General features: G+C 55.1%; 19 protein-coding genes and 2 tRNA genes. 9 read left to right on the top strand and 12 right to left on the bottom strand.

Going from position 1 to position 18757, the window contains the following annotated elements; translation table 11 throughout:
- Window positions 1-29 precede the first annotated feature (29 nt).
- The 4 genes from aspS to IKP20_00865 all read right to left on the bottom strand — a co-directional run bounded on the left by aspS (window position 30) and on the right by IKP20_00865 (window position 4709).
- Window positions 30-1334, bottom strand: a complete 1305-nt coding sequence (gene aspS, locus IKP20_00880; GenBank protein MBR4503531.1) for an aspartate--tRNA(Asn) ligase — start codon at window positions 1332-1334, stop codon at window positions 30-32.
- Window positions 1335-1474: 140 nt separating this feature from the next.
- Entirely contained in the window at window positions 1475-2215 is a 741-nt protein-coding gene (gpmA, locus tag IKP20_00875; GenBank protein MBR4503530.1) for a 2,3-diphosphoglycerate-dependent phosphoglycerate mutase, read from the bottom strand.
- Between the two features lie 72 nt (window positions 2216-2287).
- Entirely contained in the window at window positions 2288-3271 is a 984-nt protein-coding gene (locus IKP20_00870) for a lactate dehydrogenase (protein ID MBR4503529.1), read from the bottom strand.
- A gap of 49 nt (window positions 3272-3320) precedes the next feature.
- Window positions 3321-4709, bottom strand: coding sequence for an MFS transporter (locus IKP20_00865; GenBank protein MBR4503528.1), 1389 nt, complete (start codon window positions 4707-4709; stop codon window positions 3321-3323).
- Window positions 4710-4795: 86 nt separating this feature from the next.
- On the opposite strand from IKP20_00865, the gene cobO reads away from it, so the two are divergent.
- Both cobO and IKP20_00855 read left to right on the top strand, forming a co-directional pair.
- A complete protein-coding gene (gene cobO / locus IKP20_00860; GenBank protein ID MBR4503527.1) occupies window positions 4796-5341 on the top strand; it encodes a cob(I)yrinic acid a,c-diamide adenosyltransferase in 546 nt (181 codons plus the stop codon).
- 4 nt (window positions 5342-5345) lie between these two features.
- Entirely contained in the window at window positions 5346-5717 is a 372-nt protein-coding gene (locus tag IKP20_00855) for a RidA family protein (GenBank protein MBR4503526.1), read from the top strand.
- A gap of 37 nt (window positions 5718-5754) precedes the next feature.
- Here the strand turns inward: IKP20_00855 and IKP20_00850 are convergent, their stop codons facing one another.
- Window positions 5755-6888, bottom strand: coding sequence for a radical SAM protein (locus tag IKP20_00850; GenBank protein ID MBR4503525.1), 1134 nt, complete (start codon window positions 6886-6888; stop codon window positions 5755-5757).
- Window positions 6889-6933: 45 nt separating this feature from the next.
- Complete coding sequence (locus IKP20_00845) at window positions 6934-7239, bottom strand: hypothetical protein (GenBank protein ID MBR4503524.1); 306 nt, start codon at window positions 7237-7239, stop codon at window positions 6934-6936.
- A gap of 194 nt (window positions 7240-7433) precedes the next feature.
- On the opposite strand from IKP20_00845, the gene IKP20_00840 reads away from it, so the two are divergent.
- The gene (locus IKP20_00840; GenBank protein ID MBR4503523.1) at window positions 7434-8345 is read left to right on the top strand and encodes a hypothetical protein; all 912 of its coding nucleotides are present in this window, start codon (window positions 7434-7436) and stop codon (window positions 8343-8345) included.
- Here IKP20_00840 and IKP20_00835 read toward each other — a convergent pair.
- A complete protein-coding gene (locus IKP20_00835) occupies window positions 8331-8567 on the bottom strand; it encodes a hypothetical protein (GenBank protein ID MBR4503522.1) in 237 nt (78 codons plus the stop codon). The genes IKP20_00840 and IKP20_00835 overlap by 15 nt on opposite strands.
- A 164-nt stretch (window positions 8568-8731) precedes the next feature.
- On the opposite strand from IKP20_00835, the gene IKP20_00830 reads away from it, so the two are divergent.
- Window positions 8732-9268, top strand: a complete 537-nt coding sequence (locus IKP20_00830) for a hypothetical protein (GenBank protein ID MBR4503521.1) — start codon at window positions 8732-8734, stop codon at window positions 9266-9268.
- 84 nt (window positions 9269-9352) lie between these two features.
- Here the strand turns inward: IKP20_00830 and IKP20_00825 are convergent, their stop codons facing one another.
- The 3 genes from IKP20_00825 to IKP20_00815 form a co-directional block, all read right to left on the bottom strand.
- A complete protein-coding gene (locus IKP20_00825) occupies window positions 9353-9631 on the bottom strand; it encodes a hypothetical protein (GenBank protein ID MBR4503520.1) in 279 nt (92 codons plus the stop codon).
- 559 nt (window positions 9632-10190) lie between these two features.
- Entirely contained in the window at window positions 10191-11237 is a 1047-nt protein-coding gene (locus IKP20_00820) for an NAD(P)/FAD-dependent oxidoreductase (protein ID MBR4503519.1), read from the bottom strand.
- A 33-nt stretch (window positions 11238-11270) separates the two neighbouring features.
- Window positions 11271-11348, bottom strand: a tRNA-Arg gene (locus IKP20_00815).
- A gap of 180 nt (window positions 11349-11528) precedes the next feature.
- Between IKP20_00815 and IKP20_00810 the strand changes: the two genes are divergently transcribed.
- The 3 genes from IKP20_00810 to IKP20_00800 all read left to right on the top strand — a co-directional run bounded on the left by IKP20_00810 (window position 11529) and on the right by IKP20_00800 (window position 13060).
- Window positions 11529-12347 (top strand): hypothetical protein, encoded by an 819-nt coding sequence (locus tag IKP20_00810; protein ID MBR4503518.1) that lies wholly within the window; start codon window positions 11529-11531, stop codon window positions 12345-12347.
- A gap of 101 nt (window positions 12348-12448) precedes the next feature.
- The gene (locus tag IKP20_00805; GenBank protein MBR4503517.1) at window positions 12449-12592 is read left to right on the top strand and encodes a hypothetical protein; all 144 of its coding nucleotides are present in this window, start codon (window positions 12449-12451) and stop codon (window positions 12590-12592) included.
- A gap of 18 nt (window positions 12593-12610) precedes the next feature.
- Window positions 12611-13060 carry a hypothetical protein gene (locus IKP20_00800; GenBank protein ID MBR4503516.1) on the top strand — a complete coding sequence of 150 codons (450 nt, stop codon included), beginning with the start codon at window positions 12611-12613 and terminating at the stop codon, window positions 13058-13060.
- A 49-nt stretch (window positions 13061-13109) separates the two neighbouring features.
- Here IKP20_00800 and IKP20_00795 read toward each other — a convergent pair whose 3' ends face one another.
- On the bottom strand, window positions 13110-13811 hold the full coding sequence (locus IKP20_00795) for a peptidylprolyl isomerase (GenBank protein ID MBR4503515.1): 702 nt from the start codon (window positions 13809-13811) through the stop codon (window positions 13110-13112).
- A 143-nt stretch (window positions 13812-13954) separates the two neighbouring features.
- On the opposite strand from IKP20_00795, the gene IKP20_00790 reads away from it, so the two are divergent.
- A tRNA-Thr gene (locus IKP20_00790) sits at window positions 13955-14031 on the top strand.
- Between the two features lie 17 nt (window positions 14032-14048).
- Here IKP20_00790 and IKP20_00785 read toward each other — a convergent pair.
- Window positions 14049-14657 carry a tyrosine-type recombinase/integrase gene (locus IKP20_00785; GenBank protein MBR4503514.1) on the bottom strand — a complete coding sequence of 203 codons (609 nt, stop codon included), beginning with the start codon at window positions 14655-14657 and terminating at the stop codon, window positions 14049-14051.
- A 296-nt stretch (window positions 14658-14953) separates the two neighbouring features.
- Here IKP20_00785 and IKP20_00780 point away from each other — a divergent pair.
- Window positions 14954-18757 (top strand): leucine-rich repeat protein (locus tag IKP20_00780; GenBank protein ID MBR4503513.1); only part of this gene is annotated, 3804 nt, incomplete at its 3' end.

The following is an 18757-nucleotide window of genomic DNA, read 5'->3' as shown; positions in this document are numbered from 1 at the left end:
GTGGTTGGGGAGGGCCGAAGCCCTCATGCTCAGGGGGAAAGCCTGCTTGGGTCTCTGGGGAACAGGATTGCCTCTCTGATATTTGGCAGATCGAGCATCTTCACCAGCAGCCTCTCGATTCCGATTCCCCATCCGCCGTGCGGGGGCATTCCGTATTTGAATGCGTCGAGATAGAACGAGAAATCCTCTGGGTTGAGGCCTTTCTTCTCCATCCTGGCGACGAGTTTGTCGTATCTGTGCTCCCTCTGGCCTCCCGAGGAGATCTCCTGTCCGCGGTAATCCAGGTCGAACGAGAAGGAATACGGGGTGCCATCTTTCTCCATGATGTAGAATGGCTTGGCCTCCTCCGGATACTCGGCGATGAAATACAGGTCGATGCCTTTGGCGGCCATGGCGTCTCCGACGATCTTCTCCCCTTCGGTGCCCAGGTCGTCGCCCTCTTTCAGATTGAGGCCGCCGTCGTTGACTATCTTCAGGCACTCGGAATAGGTGAGGATCGGATACGGGCGCTGGGGGATGGATATCTCTTTTCCGAGGATCTCCAGCTGCTTCTTCCCCTTCTCTTTGAGGCCGCGCAGGACATGGTCGATTATGCTCTCGATCATGGACATGACCTCTTCCTCGTTCTCAATCCAGGACATCTCCCCGTCGAACGAAATGAACTCTGTGACGTGGCGGTTCGTATTCGAGCGCTCGGCGCGGAAGGCCGGGGCTATCTCGAAGATGCGGTCGAGGCCGGTGCTCATAAGTATCTGCTTGTAAAGCTGCGGGGACTGGGCCAGATACGCCGGCCTGTCGAAATATTGGACCTGGAACAGCTCCGCCCCGCCCTCGGCTCCGGCGGCAGAGATCTTCGGGGTGTAGACCTGGACGAACCCGTTCTCTCTCACAGCCTCTTCTATGAGCCCGACCATCATGGATTTGAGCTCGAATATAGCTCTGACCTCGGGCTTCCTGAGGTCCATGAACCTGTTGTTCAGGCGGGTGTCCATCTCCACATTGACCTTGTCGATGACCCCCATCGGAAGCGGCACGCCGGCTTCGCTGTACACTTCCGCCGAAGTGGGGATTATTTCCAGCCCCAAAGCGGTCTGATTGCTGGCTTTCACCTCTCCGGTTACCGCTATCGCCGTCTCTCTGGGGAGCTTGGTGAGAAGCCCGAAAAGCTCCGGATCGATCTTCTTCTTGGGCATGGTTATCTGTATCGTCCCATGCCTGTCGCGCAAGGTCAGAAATGAGATGCCGCCCATGTTTCTGATGTCCTGCACCCATCCGCGGACGGTCGCTGTGCCGTCATCCACTGCGATGCTGTTGGAATCTTTTATGGCTGCCATAATGTGGGAGCGAATGGGGATGCTGTATTTTACGGTTGAGACGGAATCAGAATCGCAGCAGGATTGCCGCTTCGGTGCATCTCTGAAAAAGGGATGGCGCGGGTGCGCCCGGGGATAGAGGCTGCGGCCGCCTCCCAGGCTCACCTTCTGCCTTGGTTCTTTACGGCATCCATCTTTGAGAGCACGGCTTCTTGGTCCCCGAGGTAAGCCTTGCCGATGACTTCCATGTCCCTCGACAGCTCGTACACCAGCGGTACCCCGGTGGGTATGTTGACGCCCACGATCTCTTTGGGCGAAAGCCCCTCCAGCATCATGACCAAGGCTCTGAGGGAATTCCCGTGCGCCGCTATGAGAACCCTGTCGCCTTTGAGCATGCGCGGCTTTATCTCATTCTCGAAATAAGGCTTGACGCGCCTGACCGTTATCTCCAGACTCTCGGTAAGCGGGACATCGGATCTGTCCACCCTTCTGTATTGGGCCTGATTCGCCGCGTTCCTCTCATCGCTCTCTTCCAGAGCCGGAGGGCACACGTCGTACGATCTCCTCCAGAGCTTAACCTGCTCCTCGCCGTATTTCTGGGCAGTCTCGGATTTGTTCAGGCCCTGAAGAGCCCCATAATGGCGCTCATTTAGCTTCCAAGTCTTGATCACAGGAAGCCATTCCCTGTCCATCTGCTCGAGAGCGATATTCAAGGTATGTATGGCGCGTTTGAGGTAGGAAGTGTAGCATACGTCAAAATCCAGGCCGGCCCCCTTCATCAGTTTCCCTGCGTCCTTGGCTTCTTCGCGCCCCTGTTCGGACAGGTCCACGTCGGTCCATCCGGTAAACAGGTTGAGCTTGTTCCATTCGCTCTGTCCATGGCGCAGAAGCACCAACTTCATCGATTCCTGGGGCTGCCTCATTGTTTGCCTCACATCCATATCATCATTTTGGATAAATTGCCATCGGATGGATCATGCCAAACGGAACGGAACTTCCTCTCCTTTCGACATCGCCAGCATGGCCAGAAAGCTGTTGCGGACCATATCCGATATGGCTTTGTCGTAATAGAAAGCCATGTGGTGGGTGACCAGAACGTTGGGGAAAGAGCGCAGCTCGTTCATGATGTGGCCTTCCAGATCCATATCCCTGCAATCGTTGTAATAGAGCCCGAATTCGCCCTCTATCACGTCCAAAGCGGCCCCTGCCAGACGACCGGACCTCAGCGCTGAGACCATCGCCCCGGAATCCACGAGCGGCCCTCTGGCGGCGTTGACCAGGAAGGCTCCCTCCTTCATCTTGGAGAACTCCTCCCCGCCGATTATGTGGTGGGTCTCGCCGTTGTGCTCTAAATGCAGAGAGATCACATCGCTCTCCGCCAGAAGCTCGTCCATCCCGACCCGGGCGGCATATCTGTCGGCATCCGGTGAAGGGCTGCGGTTGAAGTAGATCAGCCTGCATCCGAAGCCGGAAAGGTCGCGGAGGACCGCTTTTCCGGCGGAACCCGCCCCGATTATGCCCACGGTCATATCCTTCAGCTGCCTTCCCATGAGGCCATCCAATCTGAAATCGTTCCTGGCGTTGTTCGCCTGTATCATCTTCAGATTCCTTATCGCAGCCAGAATCATCATCACGGTGTATTCCGCCACCCCGTCGATGCTGTATGTGATGTGCGAGACCGCCATGCCGATGCTCTCCGCATGCTCCAGATCGATGTGGTTGTACCCTATCGTACGGGTGCATACCATCTTCACCCCGAGCTCCGAGAATCTGTCCAGCATATCCGCGGTGACCGGTGTCGTGAGCACGGACACGAAATCGCTCCCGGCGGCCAGACCGCAATTCGATGCTGTCGGAGGCTCTTCTGTGAATCCCAGATCGAAGCCGAATTCCTTGGCATATCTCTCGAAATAATACTGCTCGTCGAATCTGCGGCAGCTGTAAGCGAAGACCTTCATCATCATACCTCTGATTTTTGAACGCGAAATCCTTTATCGAAACGGCGTCTCAGAAACTCTCCTGGTTTCCCTTTCCTCTCAGCATCGACGCGGCGGCTCCGGCCAGGCACATCACTGTGCATATGGCGAAAGTGATCCTCATGACTTCCATGTAATCGCCGTAAGTCTCCGGTACGATGTTGTCGGCCGACCCCATTATGACTGAGATGAGAGTCATGGCTATCCCCATGCTCACCATCATGCCGGTCTGCCTCATCACGGATACCATCGCGGACGCTTCCCCGGTCTCCTGCGGCGGAACCGAAGACATGATCAATGACGTGTTCGGGGCCGAGAACATGGCGAAACCGAATCCGACCAGCACCATCATGGATATTATGCACCAGGCCGGGGTGTCTATGCTGTAGAACATGATGGATGCTACGCCGATAGCTATCAGAATCATTCCTGCGGTGGGAAGGATGCGCTTGTCAGCCATCAGATCGGATTTCCTGCCGAAATACGATGACAGCAAGGCCTGAACCGCCGGCTGCACCAGCATCATGGTCCCGGCTTCTGTGGCGCTCAATCCCTGGACGCTCTGCAGATAGAGAGCCATGAAAAACGATATGGAGTACGAGGACGCATAGTTCAGGAAAGCGGCGGCGCACGAGCCAGAGAACATGCGGTTCCTGAAGAGGCCTACCTCCAAAATACGGTTCTCGGACCTGATCTGGGAGCGCAGGAACACGGCTCCGAGAGCTGCTCCTATGATGAGGAGAATGACTGCCCAAAGCTCCGGAAGATTGATCACGCCTCCCATGGCCAGCAGTATCGAGACGCCATAAAGGACGGAGCCCGAGACGCTGAGCTTCTCCCCTCTGTCCGGCGCGATCTCATGCCTGAACGACAGCACAAACGCGATGGCTATCGCCGCGAACGGCAGAATCACATAGAATAAGGCGCGCCATCCGAGGGCGTCGTTTAGCATCCCGCCTATGAATGGGCCCAGAGCCAATCCCAGATAGACGCAGGTGGTGTTGATGCCCAGCGCCCATCCTCTCCTTCCGCTGTCGAACACGTCGGCTATCATCGATACGCTGGTGCAGGCCAGCGCGGCCGCTCCGACGCCTATTACAGCTCTGCAAACGATGACCATCCAAAAATTCGGGCTGAACGGCGCGGCGATGCAAGCCAGAGCCACTGTAAGCACCCCGAAGATGAACATCTTGCGCTTCCCGACTATGTCCCCCAATTTGGCCAGCGGTATCAGGAATATGACGGAAGAAAGAAGGAATGCGGTGTTGACATAACCCAGCGCATGAGACCCGACTTCGAACTCTTTACCGAGGGCATCCAGGGAAAGGTTCATCATGGTGCTCAGCAGCGGCGTGATGAATGCGGCCGCGCAGCATGCGATCATGAGGCGTTTGCTCTCCGAGCTTGTGTAACCGTCCACTGTGCGATGATAATGCCGATATATTTACCGCTTACGCAGTCTGCGCCACCATTAAAACCGTGCAAGTGCATCCATCATCCAGTACCATGGCAGCAGAAGCTGAAGTCAAAAAGAAGCTGGGATTGGTCCAGGTTTACACCGGAAACGGCAAAGGCAAAACTACCGCCTGCCTCGGGCTCGCCTTCCGGGCCGCCGGAAGAGGGCTGAACGTCATCATGCTCCAATTCCTCAAGCCCGCCAAAGGATACGGGGAGCATATGGCTGCGGAGCTGATCCCGAATTTCGAGATCGTCCCCATGGGAGCCGACCACATGGCTGGGAGGGAGATCACCCGCGATGAGGACATAGAGCTCACCAAAAGAGGCATCTTGAAGGCCGAGGAAGTCCTTACCTCAGGCAGATACGACCTTGTCATACTGGATGAGATCAACAATTCGATGAAATTCGGTCTGATCGGCCCCCAGGAAGTCATAGCCATGCTCGAAAGACGCGCTCCGAACACAGAAGTGGTCCTCAGCGGAAGGGGCGTCCCCCAGGAGATCGTGGATTATGCCGATCTCGTGACCGAGATGAGGCTGGTGAAGCATCCGTTCGACAAAGGCATAGGCGCCAGAAAAGGCATAGAGTATTGATACCATGGAAAAAATCAGCACAGACAAAGCGCCAGCGGCGGCGGGGCCCTACTCGCAGGCCGTAGAAAGCGATGGGATAGTATACGCGTCGGGGCAGATACCTGTCCACCCGGCCACCGGGAAGATGCCGGAATCTATCGCCGACCAAGCCAGACAGGCTCTGGAGAATCTGAGGAACGTCATAGAAGCTTCCGGGTCGTCTATGGGCAAGGTCCTGAAGGTCACCATTTATCTGACGGACATGTCCGCTTTCCCCGAAGTCAACGGGATCTATGCCGGATTCTTTTCCGAACCGTATCCGGCCAGAAGCTGCGTCGGATGCGCCTCGCTGCCTAAGGGCGCTAAAATTGAAGTGGATGCGATCGCCGCCCGCTGATTTATTTGCCGCTCGATTCCGTCCGGACGGGCGGCTCTCATTGTATTACTGATTTGGGATTGACCAGCTTGCCTATGATGGCATCCCGGACGAAACGGTTGTATCCGGACATATCCGGCTTCTCGTCCAGTATCTTCTGGATTTCAGAAGCCACATGCGAGAAGATTTCCTTGTAAATCCTGCATGAGTCTCCGGTATTGTTCTCGATCCCGCATTCGTGATAGAAATCCATGCTGCATCCGCCGCCGCAATAGCGGTAGATCTCGCAGTCTCTGCATTTCTCGCGCCTCTCTATGGAACCGCGGAGGATGTTGACGAAACCCTCGGATCTGAACAGCTCGGAGATGGAAGCGACTTCGTTGATGTTCCCCATCCTGAATTCCGGAGGGCAGGCTTTGGCGCAGGGGTAGACGGACCCATCCGGATTGACGCAGATCCATTTCGTAAGGCAGGACGTATGCGCGCAATCCGAGGCGACCGGCTCGCCGAGATAATTCAGGACATACAGATAATGCGGGATCAGAGGTATCTCAGAGCCGGCATCGAACAGCCAGTCGTCGAAGGCCTCTATGCTTCCCTTTATGAATTCGTCCGGGTCCGGCACCAGACCGCCGCATTTGGCGCACCCGGCCGGGATGACTGGGGAAAGGGACACGTCGGTTTTCCTGTCGCGGAAATAGCGGTAGATGTCTTTCTGATGGGATGCCGTCTCCGCCGAGATGGTCGCGCTGGCCGAATATTTGTTGTCCTTGTCCGAAAGGGATGCGATGGCTTTGGAGACGTCGCCCTCTCTCAGGACGCTGTTGTATGGGCCTTCATACGAGACGCCGATGTTGATCTGCTTCTGCCTGCAGTATGCCATCAGCCTCCTGTTGAGATTCAGGCCGTTGGTCTGTATCGTATTCCCGCAGCGGAAGGAGCCTTTGCCGAAGCACTTCTCCTCGATTGCTATTGCTTCCTTGTAGAAGGACAATGGCAATGTCAGGGGTTCTCCCCCATGCCATATGAACCACGCGGCCTCGTACTCCTCGGAGACGCGCTTCATTATGCTCTCTACGGTTGCCAAGGACATGCTGCCTTTTACCCGCTCTTCGGGCGTGTGGTAGCAGTGTCTGCAGCTGGTATCGCAAAAAAGGGTTGGCTTGATCACCACAGAAAGATAATCTTTCATGCTGAAGCCCCTGCCGCTTGCGATACCGCGGGCGAGCTTCCCCGATCAGAAGGGCCAATAAGTCCAGACGCCGTTGAACCCGTGCGTTATGTAGCAGCAGCAGGCGCAGCAGCAAATGATGCCGCCAGCGAGACAGGCATACCATCCGGCAGAATTGCAGCAACCTTTGTCGTTGCAGCAGCTGTAATCGCATTTGGAAAGTCCCTCGTGCTCCCCTTTGTCGAAGCGCTCAGCGTGATCGCTTTCAGGAAGGCCCTCCAAAGCGAGCGCAGTGAACGCCAAGGGGGATTGGCTCTCATAAAGTGCTGCAAGTTTGTCTACGGAAGCGGCATCGCTAGACATTTCATTCACCAGTCCGAATCTTATATTCGGTTAATGAACGCTGTACTGTTTTCCGATATTTAAGTATTAGCGAATTTGAAGCCATTTTCAGGTCCTATTTGCCTCTGGCCAGACTGTTCTGGAAGGATGCGGGCGCCGAAGATTGCCACCTATAACCGTGCGCAACCGGCAACCATTATATCGTTGCCCGCGATGGTCAGCCGATGTTCGGATACACGGTCCCCTCTTACCAAAGGCTCCAGCCGTTTGACCTTAAGAGATACCGCAAATACTACTGCGAAGGGTGCCACCAACTCAGAGCGGGCTTCGGGCTGACAAGCACCGCGACCGTGAATTTCGACATGACATTCAACACAATCCTTCTCTCCGGACTGATGGGCGATTCCCTGGATTTCGGACCCACCACCAAGACCATATGCGTCCTGGACTCCCCCAAAGCGGATTCGGATCTCATGAGGAAGATGGCGGCTTACACCGTCATACTGACCAAATGGGAGCTCTTCGACGACGAGACCGATAAACCGTCCATCAAGACCAAGACGATTTCCGTCGCGCTCGGGAGAGCGATAGAAAAAGCCACAAAGCAATACCCCGAATACGACAGGATGGTAGGCGAAGGTTTCTCCGCCCTCCGCGACCTCGAGCTGGCCGGCTGCAAAGATGCCAGAAAGATGGGCCTCACCTTCGGCAGAGGGCTGACCGGTGCGCTCAAAGACATAGCCGGCGACTTCTCCAGCGATGATCTGGACAGGATTTTCGAGGAGCTCACGGCCTCGGTCTACATCATGGATGCCATAGACGATCTTAATGACGATTTCATGGACGGGACATACAGCCCATTCCTCCCTGAAACCGGATTCATCAACGCCAGATCGTTCATAGATTCCAACCTTTACCAATTGACCTCCGTCGTAAGCGAGACCGTGGGAAGTCTTCAGCAGCATTATTCCAAGATCAGGCCTTCGCTTCAGGGCAACCAATCGCTGTGCGACAATATCGTCTATTATGGCATACCCGAGTCCGCCAAGAAAGTCATAACTGGCGAGGCCAAAGCTAAAGCCAGCATCAAGAACGTTCTGGCCAACAGGAAGGATCGCACGTCAGACAAGGCCTGACGGGTCGTAGAACTGGCACACGTCCAGATCGTATGTCTCCCTTCCGGTCAGCATGCATTTTCCCTCGACGAATGAGGCGCAAGCTTCGCAGCATCCGGGACGGTATCTTCCGCAGGACGAGGTCGGCTCAGTGGCTCTGCCTTCCGGGATGCATTCCCATTTTTCCCCCAGGTGCCTGCAGAGCCTGCATGTCATGCATTTGCGATAGCTCTCATCGCTCATCGGACTCGGTTATATCCGCTCCATATTTACGTTTGAGGTATCCAAAGCTCATAGAAAGACGGCGGTTCGATCCGTTCCGGAACCTCCGCTTCCATATGGATGCCATACGGTTTCCGGGGCGCACGCTTTATCTCTTAGTTGGCCATGCATCCGGCAGTGATCGGTTGATATCGGACATAATCGAGGAAGACCTCCGCAGCCTGGAAGAGATGACCGCTGAGCTCAGCAAGCAGGCGAACAGATACCGCGAATCCCGCGACAGATACCACCAGCAGGCTTCCGTGCTCGCCGAGAAACGCAATAAGCTCCAGCAGAGAGCCAGAGAATTGTCTTCCGAAGCCACAGTCTACCGCTCGAAAAGGGACGAATGCAATCTTGCGGCCAAAGAGGCCAAACAGAAGCGCCAGGAATTCAATGACATGGCTGCTGAGATCAAGGCCCGCGGAGGATTGGGCGATGCCGGAGATGCGAGGGCCAAAGCGCAGGAGAACCACCAGATCGTGGTCAAGATGTCCGCGGAAGGTCAGGCCAACCACGAGAAAATGTGCCAGCTCATGGACGAGGCCTCTAAGCTTCGCGAGCAGGCCCAGGTGTGCCACGAGCAATTCTTGGACTGCAAAGCGGCCGCCGACTCGGAGCACCAGAAATTCGTCGAGGTTCTGAAGAAGATAGACGAACTCAAAAACAATCTCCCGGAGTAAGCGATCGGCAAAGTTTCGGGCGGGCTCCGCATAAGCAGGCACCCTTGCACGGGCCCGCACATCTTATCATTTAGGGCGGCGAAATCATCTGTTTTGGATCGGGTCCATCGAATCCCGGTTTTTCAGCATGCTCATTATGGCGCTGCAGGAAACGCCTGTCTCAATGGCTATCTGAACGCAGGAAGCGCCTCCGCGATCCAGCTCGTATATCCTTTTTCTTATGCTTCCATCGATCTTCGGAGTCTGCTTGGAAATCTGATGCCCGATTTCCTGCCTCTCCGAATCCCAATTCTTGCTGCCGCATTCGGGACACTTCCCCGGGCGGTTAGAATTGAATGACGTCCATTCATAACCGCATTGCATGCAAACATTCCTCTTCGGCGGCACATTCCAGCATTTTGAACCGCAAAAAGGGCAGCGCAAAGGATTTCCCCTCTGGGAATTCCATTTGTGCCCGCACCGAAGGCACTCTATCGGCAAGCTTGGGCTGTTCCATTTGACCGAACGACATTCCGGGCAGCGTTTCGGAAGTTCGTCCCCGCGGGGAAACCAATCGTAATTGCATCTGCAACAATGCATGGGGGTTCCATGTGCGCGTCCAGCCATCCATACCACATCCTATCTCTCTTCCTCTCTTCACATTAAATCGGTTCTCCTTCGAAGGAACTGCGTTCGTTTCTTCTTGTTGCTGGCAGCCCGTTACCCACAGGAAGCAGCGCCGACAGGCTGGCGGCGCCATCGCGAAGGGATGCGATGGGAGCATCTCCGATCTCTTTTCGGATCTGCCCTTGCTTCCAGCGGATGCGTCTGACCTCGGAATCCGCGGCGCCTCTCGCCCGCAAATCCTTTATTTTAAGTTACGCACAAATGTATTACGTTTAGGCAGAATAAATTAAATGCGCATGTTTCCGGCAAAGTACTCTTACCATCCAATGCGGAATCCCAGCCAACAAGCCATATATACGCGCGCAAAACGCGGATGACGAAGCATCGCAAAGAAACCTTTAAGAATAGTTGCGTTTCCGGACAGCGGACGCATCGCTACTTCTATATCTTCTTCGGTCCATAATTTTACTTTTCTATGGGCATCCATGAAGCGCCTGTCGAACGCCCTGTCATGATCGACCCATGAATCGTACCTGCGCCAATCGCCTGAGGCCGCCGCCTCTGCTGCCTTTCTCCCGGATACCAAAGCGGCGCCTATTCCGCCATAACTCAGAGGATTCGGGAGCCCGGCGGCGTCTCCCGCCAAGAAGCACCCATCCTGCGCTGCGTGCGGCAGACGGCCGATCGGTATGCAGCGGGCGCCGTGCTCTGAATCAATAGGGATCGTGCCGAAGCCCTTCTTGAATCCGATCGATTTCTTCCCTTCTGCCGATGGGAAATCCCAGCTGTAGAACCCGTCATCCCCGGCTTCCATGCGGAATCTCAGCGTTCCGTCGGAATTTCCGGGCACTACGGCATTTATCACCGGCACCAATTGCTCTGGGCGGGTGCCGAATATGCATTTTCTCACCGTGGAATGCGCCCCGTCCGCCCCTATGATAACATCGCATTCGATGTCCCCCTCGCTGGTATGCGCCACGAAACCGCCTTCGGGACGCCTGGATACGGTTCTCAGCGAAGCTCTGATGCGTTTCACGCCGGATCTGGAAATAAGCTCCTCCAACATCCCTGCGCGATCTACGATGGCCCCGCTGACTTTGATGCGCGTCGAACTGGCGTTCTTGGAGACGATCTCTATGGCCTCCACCCGGCGGATTATGTGGGACGTCTCTATTCCTGCGCGTTTCATCATCCTATCGCTGACGGCCTCCCCGCATATCGATTGGTATCTGCGATAGGCTTTCTCCGAGAATTTTTCGATCATCAGGACGTTTTTCTCACCGAGCCGAGAAAGATGGTATGCCGCAGAAGCTCCCGCTGGACCCGAGCCTATGATAAGAACCCTGCAACCGATCTTATCCATGCCCAGGCTCCTCTTTGTCATCTATCGAAAAAATGGCGAACAGGAGGGGATTCGAACCCCCGGCCTGCAGCTTAGGAGGCTGCTGCCATATCCAGACTAGGCCACCTGTCCACTGAATCACGTGAAGTTGCCGCTATTAATAAATTTTTCTCTGAAGAACAAAAATGGCCGCCCATTCTGGCTACAAAATCTGGAATCTGGGACAAGAGCGTTTACCGGCACGATTATAATAATTACAATAATTTCATTATTAACAGATAGAATTAAGTCATCGCATGCTCTCATTTTATCATGAGAACCGGCCGCAGAAAAAGAATAATGGTCGCGTGCGTGACTTTCGAAACCGACAAAATCGTCTCGCCCCTGGAATTCTACGAAACCAATAGGATCCACCTCATACATTTCTCGAAGGATCCGCTGGATTCGGACAACATTTACAATCTGTTCTACAACCGCGTCGTAGAGCTGATCGAAGACCTCCCCCGCAAGGTGGAAATCGTAGAGCACAACGCAACCGTATACAATTTCGGCGAGATGCTCAAGACCGTTCTGAACATTCTTCAGACGGAGAATCGCGACGAAGAAGGATGCGAAATCTACGTCAACGTCTCGGCCGGAACCTCTGAATACACTGCGGCATCGACAATCGCATCGATGATGGTCAAAGGCACCGTCCCTTTCACCGTGAACAGCCAGGAATTCACGGTCAGCAGAGAGATGATGAAAGAGGTGTATTTCTCCGATGGGAAACCTGTAGGTATGACCAAGAAAGCCGGGGAACCCAGGACGCTGCCCAATTACAGCATAGACATGCCTGAGGAGCATCTTGTCCGCGGGCTTCGCACGATGGACAGACTCATAAGCGAGAAGAAAACCGTTTCCGCGCCCGTCATGATTGAAGCCCTCAAGGATGAGAAGATCTGGTACAGGGACGTCAAACAGTCGGCGAACATGAAAACGACCAAGCGTCAGACCGAGGCGGTCTATTACCAAAGGGATTTCGTGTCGAAATGGCTGAGATATGGGTGGATAGAAAAGAATCCGCTGAACGGAAAATACTCTCTGACCGAACGCGGGAAGACCGTCATCGACACGTTCTACACGGTTTGATGCTAGAATAACTATAATAACATCAATAACAATAATAACAAAATAGAGTTATTATATTCAGCAGAGGATGTAATCTTGCTCTCAGGAGCAGGATGGTTGGAATGGTACAATATCAAACTGTGCTCATGCCTCTGCCGAAGCAGCGCCTGTCGGACAAGGGGTGGTACAAAGAATCCCAGAAAAGGAGGGCTAACAGCAGCAAACTGAACAGCGAAATCAATTCGATACTTGTGTTTTATAAGTGACGCATACATTGACTTAGCATGGGACAGCAGACAGATGCATTCGTTCTTACGGATGATGCCTCAGAACCGGAAAGCCCCGCCGCCGCATCGTTGTCGGGGAGAAAGCTTCGCAGATGCGTCGGCTGTGTCCGCTGCCTGACCGAGACGCCGGGGAAATGCGCCATAAAGGATGGTTTCCCCGAGATCTCGGAAAGGATCATGGGATTCGAAACTCTGGAGATCCATTCGGCGGCATACGAAAACGGATTCTCGCCGATGATGACCAAGGCCATAGAGAGGCTGAGCAATGAGCTCCAGGCGTTCACGGACATGGGAGGCGCCATACCTCTCAGCAAAGACAGCGTGAAGCTCAGAAACATCAGGGTCATTATGAGAGGAATACCCGGAAACAGAGAGGAATTCGAGCTCGAAACCCTGAAAAATCTTAGGATAGGCCCGGTGGAAGAGGTCTATTTCGAGTATAGATGAAAAGGCCGGAGGAAAGGTTCCCTCCGGCAATGGATCGTGGCTTCGAAGCTCACTCTTTCTTTTCTTCGGCTTTCTTGGGGATGTCCCAAACCTGCAGGAACTCGATCCTGTCGATGCCGAAGACGGACCTGAGGTCAGTGACGACTTTGTACTTGGCAATGGCCCAGTTGTTGTCGTATTTGCAGAGATCGGGCTCTTTGACGACGACTTTGTCTTCGGCGATTTCGAACTCGAATCCATCGGCCATGGAGAAATCGGCCTCGACGATTGCCTTCGCTTTCTCGACGGGATCGGTGATCTCCTCTGTGACCGTGAACTTGTACATGAGGTCGTGGCCGGCAAGCGGGTTGTTGAAGTCGACCTTGACGCGGCCGGCTCCGACGGAGGCGATCGTTCCTTTCTTGTTGCCGATGTTGACGGTCATTCCAGGCTGGGGGTACTGGTCCTCTTTGAGGAAGTTCTTGAGGGGGTAGTACTCCACGTTCTTGGGGTTCCTTACTCCGGCAGCCCTCTCGCAGGGGATGGTGACTTCGTATTCTTTGCCGACTTCGGCCGCGGCGAGAGCGTCCTCGAGATCCTTGAAAAGCCTGTCAGTTCCGGTGATATGAGCGACGGGCTCATAGGGATACTTCTCGTTGTAGATTCCCGCTTCTTTGGCGGCCTCGGCGATGTTGGTGTCGTAGAGCCTGTCCTCATCTGCGATATACGATCTGAAATTGAAACGAATAAGCCTCTTTGCTTCGTCTGCCATATATATACACCTTAATTCTAATGAACTGGATGAGCCTGCGATGCCATCACTTTTCTTAAATATATCGGAACCCGAATTAAAAGAAAATATAATCCAGACGATAAGAAAAGCATATATGCGGAATCGATATATGGCGAAATGTTGCCACTTTTGCATAGCCCGGTAGTGCGGCTGACTTGTAATCAGCAGGTCGGGGATTCGAATTCCTCAAGTGGCTCCATTTTTTCCACTTGTTGCTTATAAAGAACCGTCGGTTTTTTCGGTTCCAGTGGAAACCGCGGCTATTTTTTGATCTAGTTTTGATCTAGAAGATATTTGATTTTGCGTCGAAATAATCGATGCGGCGTAAGATACTAGGCTGAAATTCTCGTCAGCATCATTGAGATTTGTTGCAGGTCTGGAGACGCATCCTATGAAGTATTCCTCGTAGGACCTCTGGACTTCGGCCTTCGCCTCGGTCTCAGATCTTGCGTAAATGTCCATGGTTACCCTGCAGTCGCTGTGCCCGGCGATGCTCTGCACGGTCTTGGGATCCGCCTTGATTATCGTCAGAGCCTTGGATATGAAGGTATGCCTCAGGGTGTGCAGGGAGAAGTGGAACCCCAGCTTCTGGGACAGCCTGCGGGTGTGGGTCGTTATCGAATCCGGATGGACCGGGGCGCCGGCGCGCGTCGTGGAAAAGAAGATGAAACCCCTTTCGGGATGCCCGCACTCTGCGTTCCATTGGTCAATCAGCTCGGCCCGCATCTCGGATTTCCCCATGGTCCTCCCGGACCCGAAAGACTTCGGCTCCTTCATGATCAGCTTTCGCCCGACCAGGAGCCGGACGGCCTGCTCGACCTTAATCCGGCGGCCGTTGGCAAAATAGTGTTCTTCATAGTTCCTTTCCGAAAACTTCGCACCGGGGGACTATATGCCTGGGGCTATGTGGTCAGGGAGGTCAGCCCCACATCTACATGGGTCGAGTCCTATGCTAGAACTCTGTTCGTAGCTGGTCTACGTTTTTAAACGTTCTCACACATATGATATTCAGATGGCGATTTTTTCCTTTCAAAATCAGACGAGATGGGGAATTTGCCACTATAGGTGATCGAATGAAAAGCGAATTGATCGGTTAGTCGTGCGCCGCGGGTCTTGCCAACTTGGGCTTTCTTGTCCGCATGCTCCTCGTCCTGTCGGTTCTTGTCGCGTCAGCGGCCCTTATTACCGTCGATGCCCAGGAATCGAACGCTCTGGACGGGGATTTCACCGTCGGCGACATAGGATACAGAATCCTCGATTCGGATACTGTATATGCATGCAGCCTAGAGGCGGGAGTGTTCAGTATAACGGTTCCGGCCAGTGTCACCAGTCCGGACGGCCATGAATACGACATCCAATACGTTAATTTCTACAATTATAGTAATCTCGTGAGCGTAGTTCTCTCGCCGGGAATCGAGGGCATAGGCCCCTCTGATGACTGGGGCGGTTTCTGCAGTTGCAGCCGTCTGACTGACGTGGTCATCCCTGAATCGGTACGTTGGATAAGCGGGGGCGCATTCGAATACTGTCATTCGCTCAAGTCATTGTACATCCCGGACTCCGTGTCCAGCATTGCCAGTAATGCGTTCTTCGGCTCGGGGCTGGTCTCCGTGAGGCTTCCAGAGAACCCGGGATATATGACTATGGAGGAAGGGCTGTTCAGTGAATGCACTGCGCTCCAGTCCGTGGTCATCCCCAGCAACGTGACGACCATCGGGTCTTCCTGTTTCTCCGGGTGCGATGCCATCGTCCAGCTCGTCATACCGGAGAACGTCAAGAAGATCGCGGACTACGCTCTGAGCGACATGGACAGCCTGACGTTCGTAGACCTCCGCTGCGACTCGAACACGGATTTCGGCGACATGTGCCTCGCCCCTGCCCCATGGAACGACACCATCAACTTCGTGAAAATAAAGACCTCCATTTCCAAGGACACGCTGCTTGACAATGGGGCCATCGTCGAAGAAGAGAAGGTCGGCCCGGATCTGGAATTCGGGTACGTGCTCAGCGGAAATAAAGGTTCGGATGGAAACGGCTATGCATGGATCATGGTAGACGGCCATCTGAAGGTATGGGGAACCTCCGAAGGCATGATGTTGGAGGGAGACGACTGCTTCTTCGTCATCGAGGGAGTCCCGGGTTCCGAGAACTATTACAACGTCAGGGATCTGATCAGGGACGTCGAGTTCGTCAGCGACATACCCAGCGGGAAGTATCCCATCGCCGGAATAGGCGACGACGTGTTCTCTCACAACTGGCAGGACACCATAATCCTCCCCGACGACCTCGAGCTCGTGTACGGGGACGGAATCAACTCCGCCCGCATAGTCAAGGCCTCCCCCGGGACGAATACCCTCGTCACCGGCGAAGCCGGGATAATGATCGTCCCGGACAAGAACATGGTGTCGTTCAGCCCCGGCGATGCCAAATCCCTAGTGATAGAGGTCGAAATGTCCGTCTCCGACGACGGGCCTATGTCCTGTTTCCTCAACGGGGATACCATCGACGGCGTGGTATTCCTCGCCGGGGACCCATACAAACCCCTCATTCCCGGCCTGGATGCTTCGGAAGTCTCGGACGGGCAGCTCTTCTCCGATGTGGACGGGAAGGTCTGGCACTCTGCAACAATGGACGGCAAGCGCACCTGGGTGCAGGTTCCGGGTCTCCGCACCGTCGTGTTCGACTTCGGGCCGGACTACGGCATACAGCTCAGGAAGGTCGTCTCCGATGGCTTCACTATCGGGTGCTCCGACATCGTTTGCAGCACCCTCGGCAATTTCGCCGGATGGTTCGACGACGGCAGGTTCGTCTCTCCTGACGCCAAGGTGGAGGACGTATTCGGGGACAATTTCATCATGATCCTTAACGCGGGATGGGACGGCGCCTTCGTGGTCCTCGGGACCGGAGTCACCGCCACGGTCGACAGGAATGTATACACCAGGTACGCCACCGTACCCCTCGGTTCCTCCATGACCGTCTCCTTCGACGACGGAGACCTGTACTGCGCGGCCGGGTTCGACGTCTCCGGATCCGTGTACACCCCCATAGCGGGGATGCAGACCTACTCCGTGACCGCCAAGGCGGTGGGCTCCACCAACGTCACCTTCGACCTGGACGGGGGCCAGAGCGAATGCGGGAGCATGAGCGTCAACATAGGCTCGGAACTTCCCAAGTCCTATGTCGAGCCCTACAAGACGGGATTCTACTTCGTCGGATACGTGACCCCGCAGGGAGATCTGCTGATCGCCCAGACCGGCTCTACCGCCAGCCCTTGTTTCGTCGCCTCCGTCGATGGGTTCACGGACGAGTTCGGACATTGGATCAACGAGAACTCCGCCGTCACCCTCAAGGCCGTGTGGAATCCGCACGTCACCACGGTCACCCTGCACAACATGGGGGTCGTGGGGGATATGTTGATTTCCGCCACCTACGATCAGTTCTTCCCCGATCTCGACCTGGAACAGATGGGAATCGGGAGCGACGACTACAGGTTCGACGGGTATTACGACGCCCCCGGCAAGGACGGCGTGCCCGCCGGGAACATGATAATCGATAACGGTGGGAAATCGGTATACATCTACAAAGAGGTCAATCCCTATTTTGACGGATACACGTGGAAGGGCGATATCGAGACTTACGACCTTTACGCCCTCTGGACGCCCAAGTACACGCTGATCATCGACGGCGGGCAGAGCATCGAGCTATCCAAAAAGGAGGTCTATGAGATCCTCACACCGGAAAATGCCGGCTACACGTTCAGCGGATGGCTTCTCGGCGGCGATGCCGACTACTCCGCCGCCGTGTACGGCTCCACCGACGACTCGGTGGACAATCTCATATCCGAAGGCCAGCTGTTCTCCGGGGGCGACGACACCTTCGTCTCGTCCCTCTGCTCCGCCTTGGGCGGGACCGTCACCATGACGTCGATGTGGGCCCCCATATCGTACACGGTCCATTTCGATTTCAACGGAGGCCGGGGCGGAACCACCCACGTCAACGCGCTATACGGAGCAGTCATATCCGTCTCCGCGCCGGAAAAAGAGAACGTGTTCTTCGAAGGATGGATTCTCGGGGACCAGGGCGAGATCACGTCGTATGCGGAGCAGTCCGATTCGGAGTACGGACCGTTCAGCGATATGGAGGCCGGCGAGAAGTACGGCGCCGGACTGGATACGCTGTTCGTGAAGAATCTAGCCTGCGCTCAGAACGCGGAAGTGACGCTCACCGCCCAGTGGACCACGGGGCAGTACTACATCAGGTTCGATCCCGGCGCCGACGGCGTCGGGGGGAGCATGCCCGACATGGTCGCGTACTTCGGCACGGGATGCGGGCTCGCTACCCACGAATATTTCCGTACCGGCTATTCGTTCGTCGGATGGTCCACCGAGAAGGGCGGCAGCGTCGTCTACGAGGACAGCCAAACGGTCATGGACCTGGCTGAAGCCCAGAACGAGATCGTCATCCTGTATGCGGTATGGAGCGTGGATCAGCACAGGTTCAGCTTCAAGAACACCGGGGCGACCAAGATAGAGGACATCGTCCTCGACTACGGCGCCCCCGTCCCGAAGCCGGACAACCCTGAGTGGCCCGGGCACGTCTTCAACGGGTGGATCTACAACAACCGTTTTGTAGACATACCGTCCACCATGACCTACGACGACAGGGTGTTCTACGCCGATTGGAAGACTGCCACCTACACCGTCACCGTAGCCAAGAACGCCAACTACGGCTCGTTAAGCAGGGCCAGCTTCACCGTCCCCTACGGTACCGAGATATCGGCGGACGGCAACGTTCTGAACGTCGGAAAGGACCAGTGCGCGGCATCGCCCAAATCACCGACCAGCAAGTACACCTACAGCTTCAAGGGCTGGACCATACCCTCGGGCACCGTGACCGGCGACATGACGGTGACGGCGAACTTCGCC

It is taken from the genome of Candidatus Methanomethylophilaceae archaeon (assembly GCA_017524805.1).
Classification (GTDB): domain Archaea; phylum Thermoplasmatota; class Thermoplasmata; order Methanomassiliicoccales; family Methanomethylophilaceae; genus Methanoprimaticola.
This window is presented reverse-complemented; position numbering and strand designations above follow the sequence as displayed.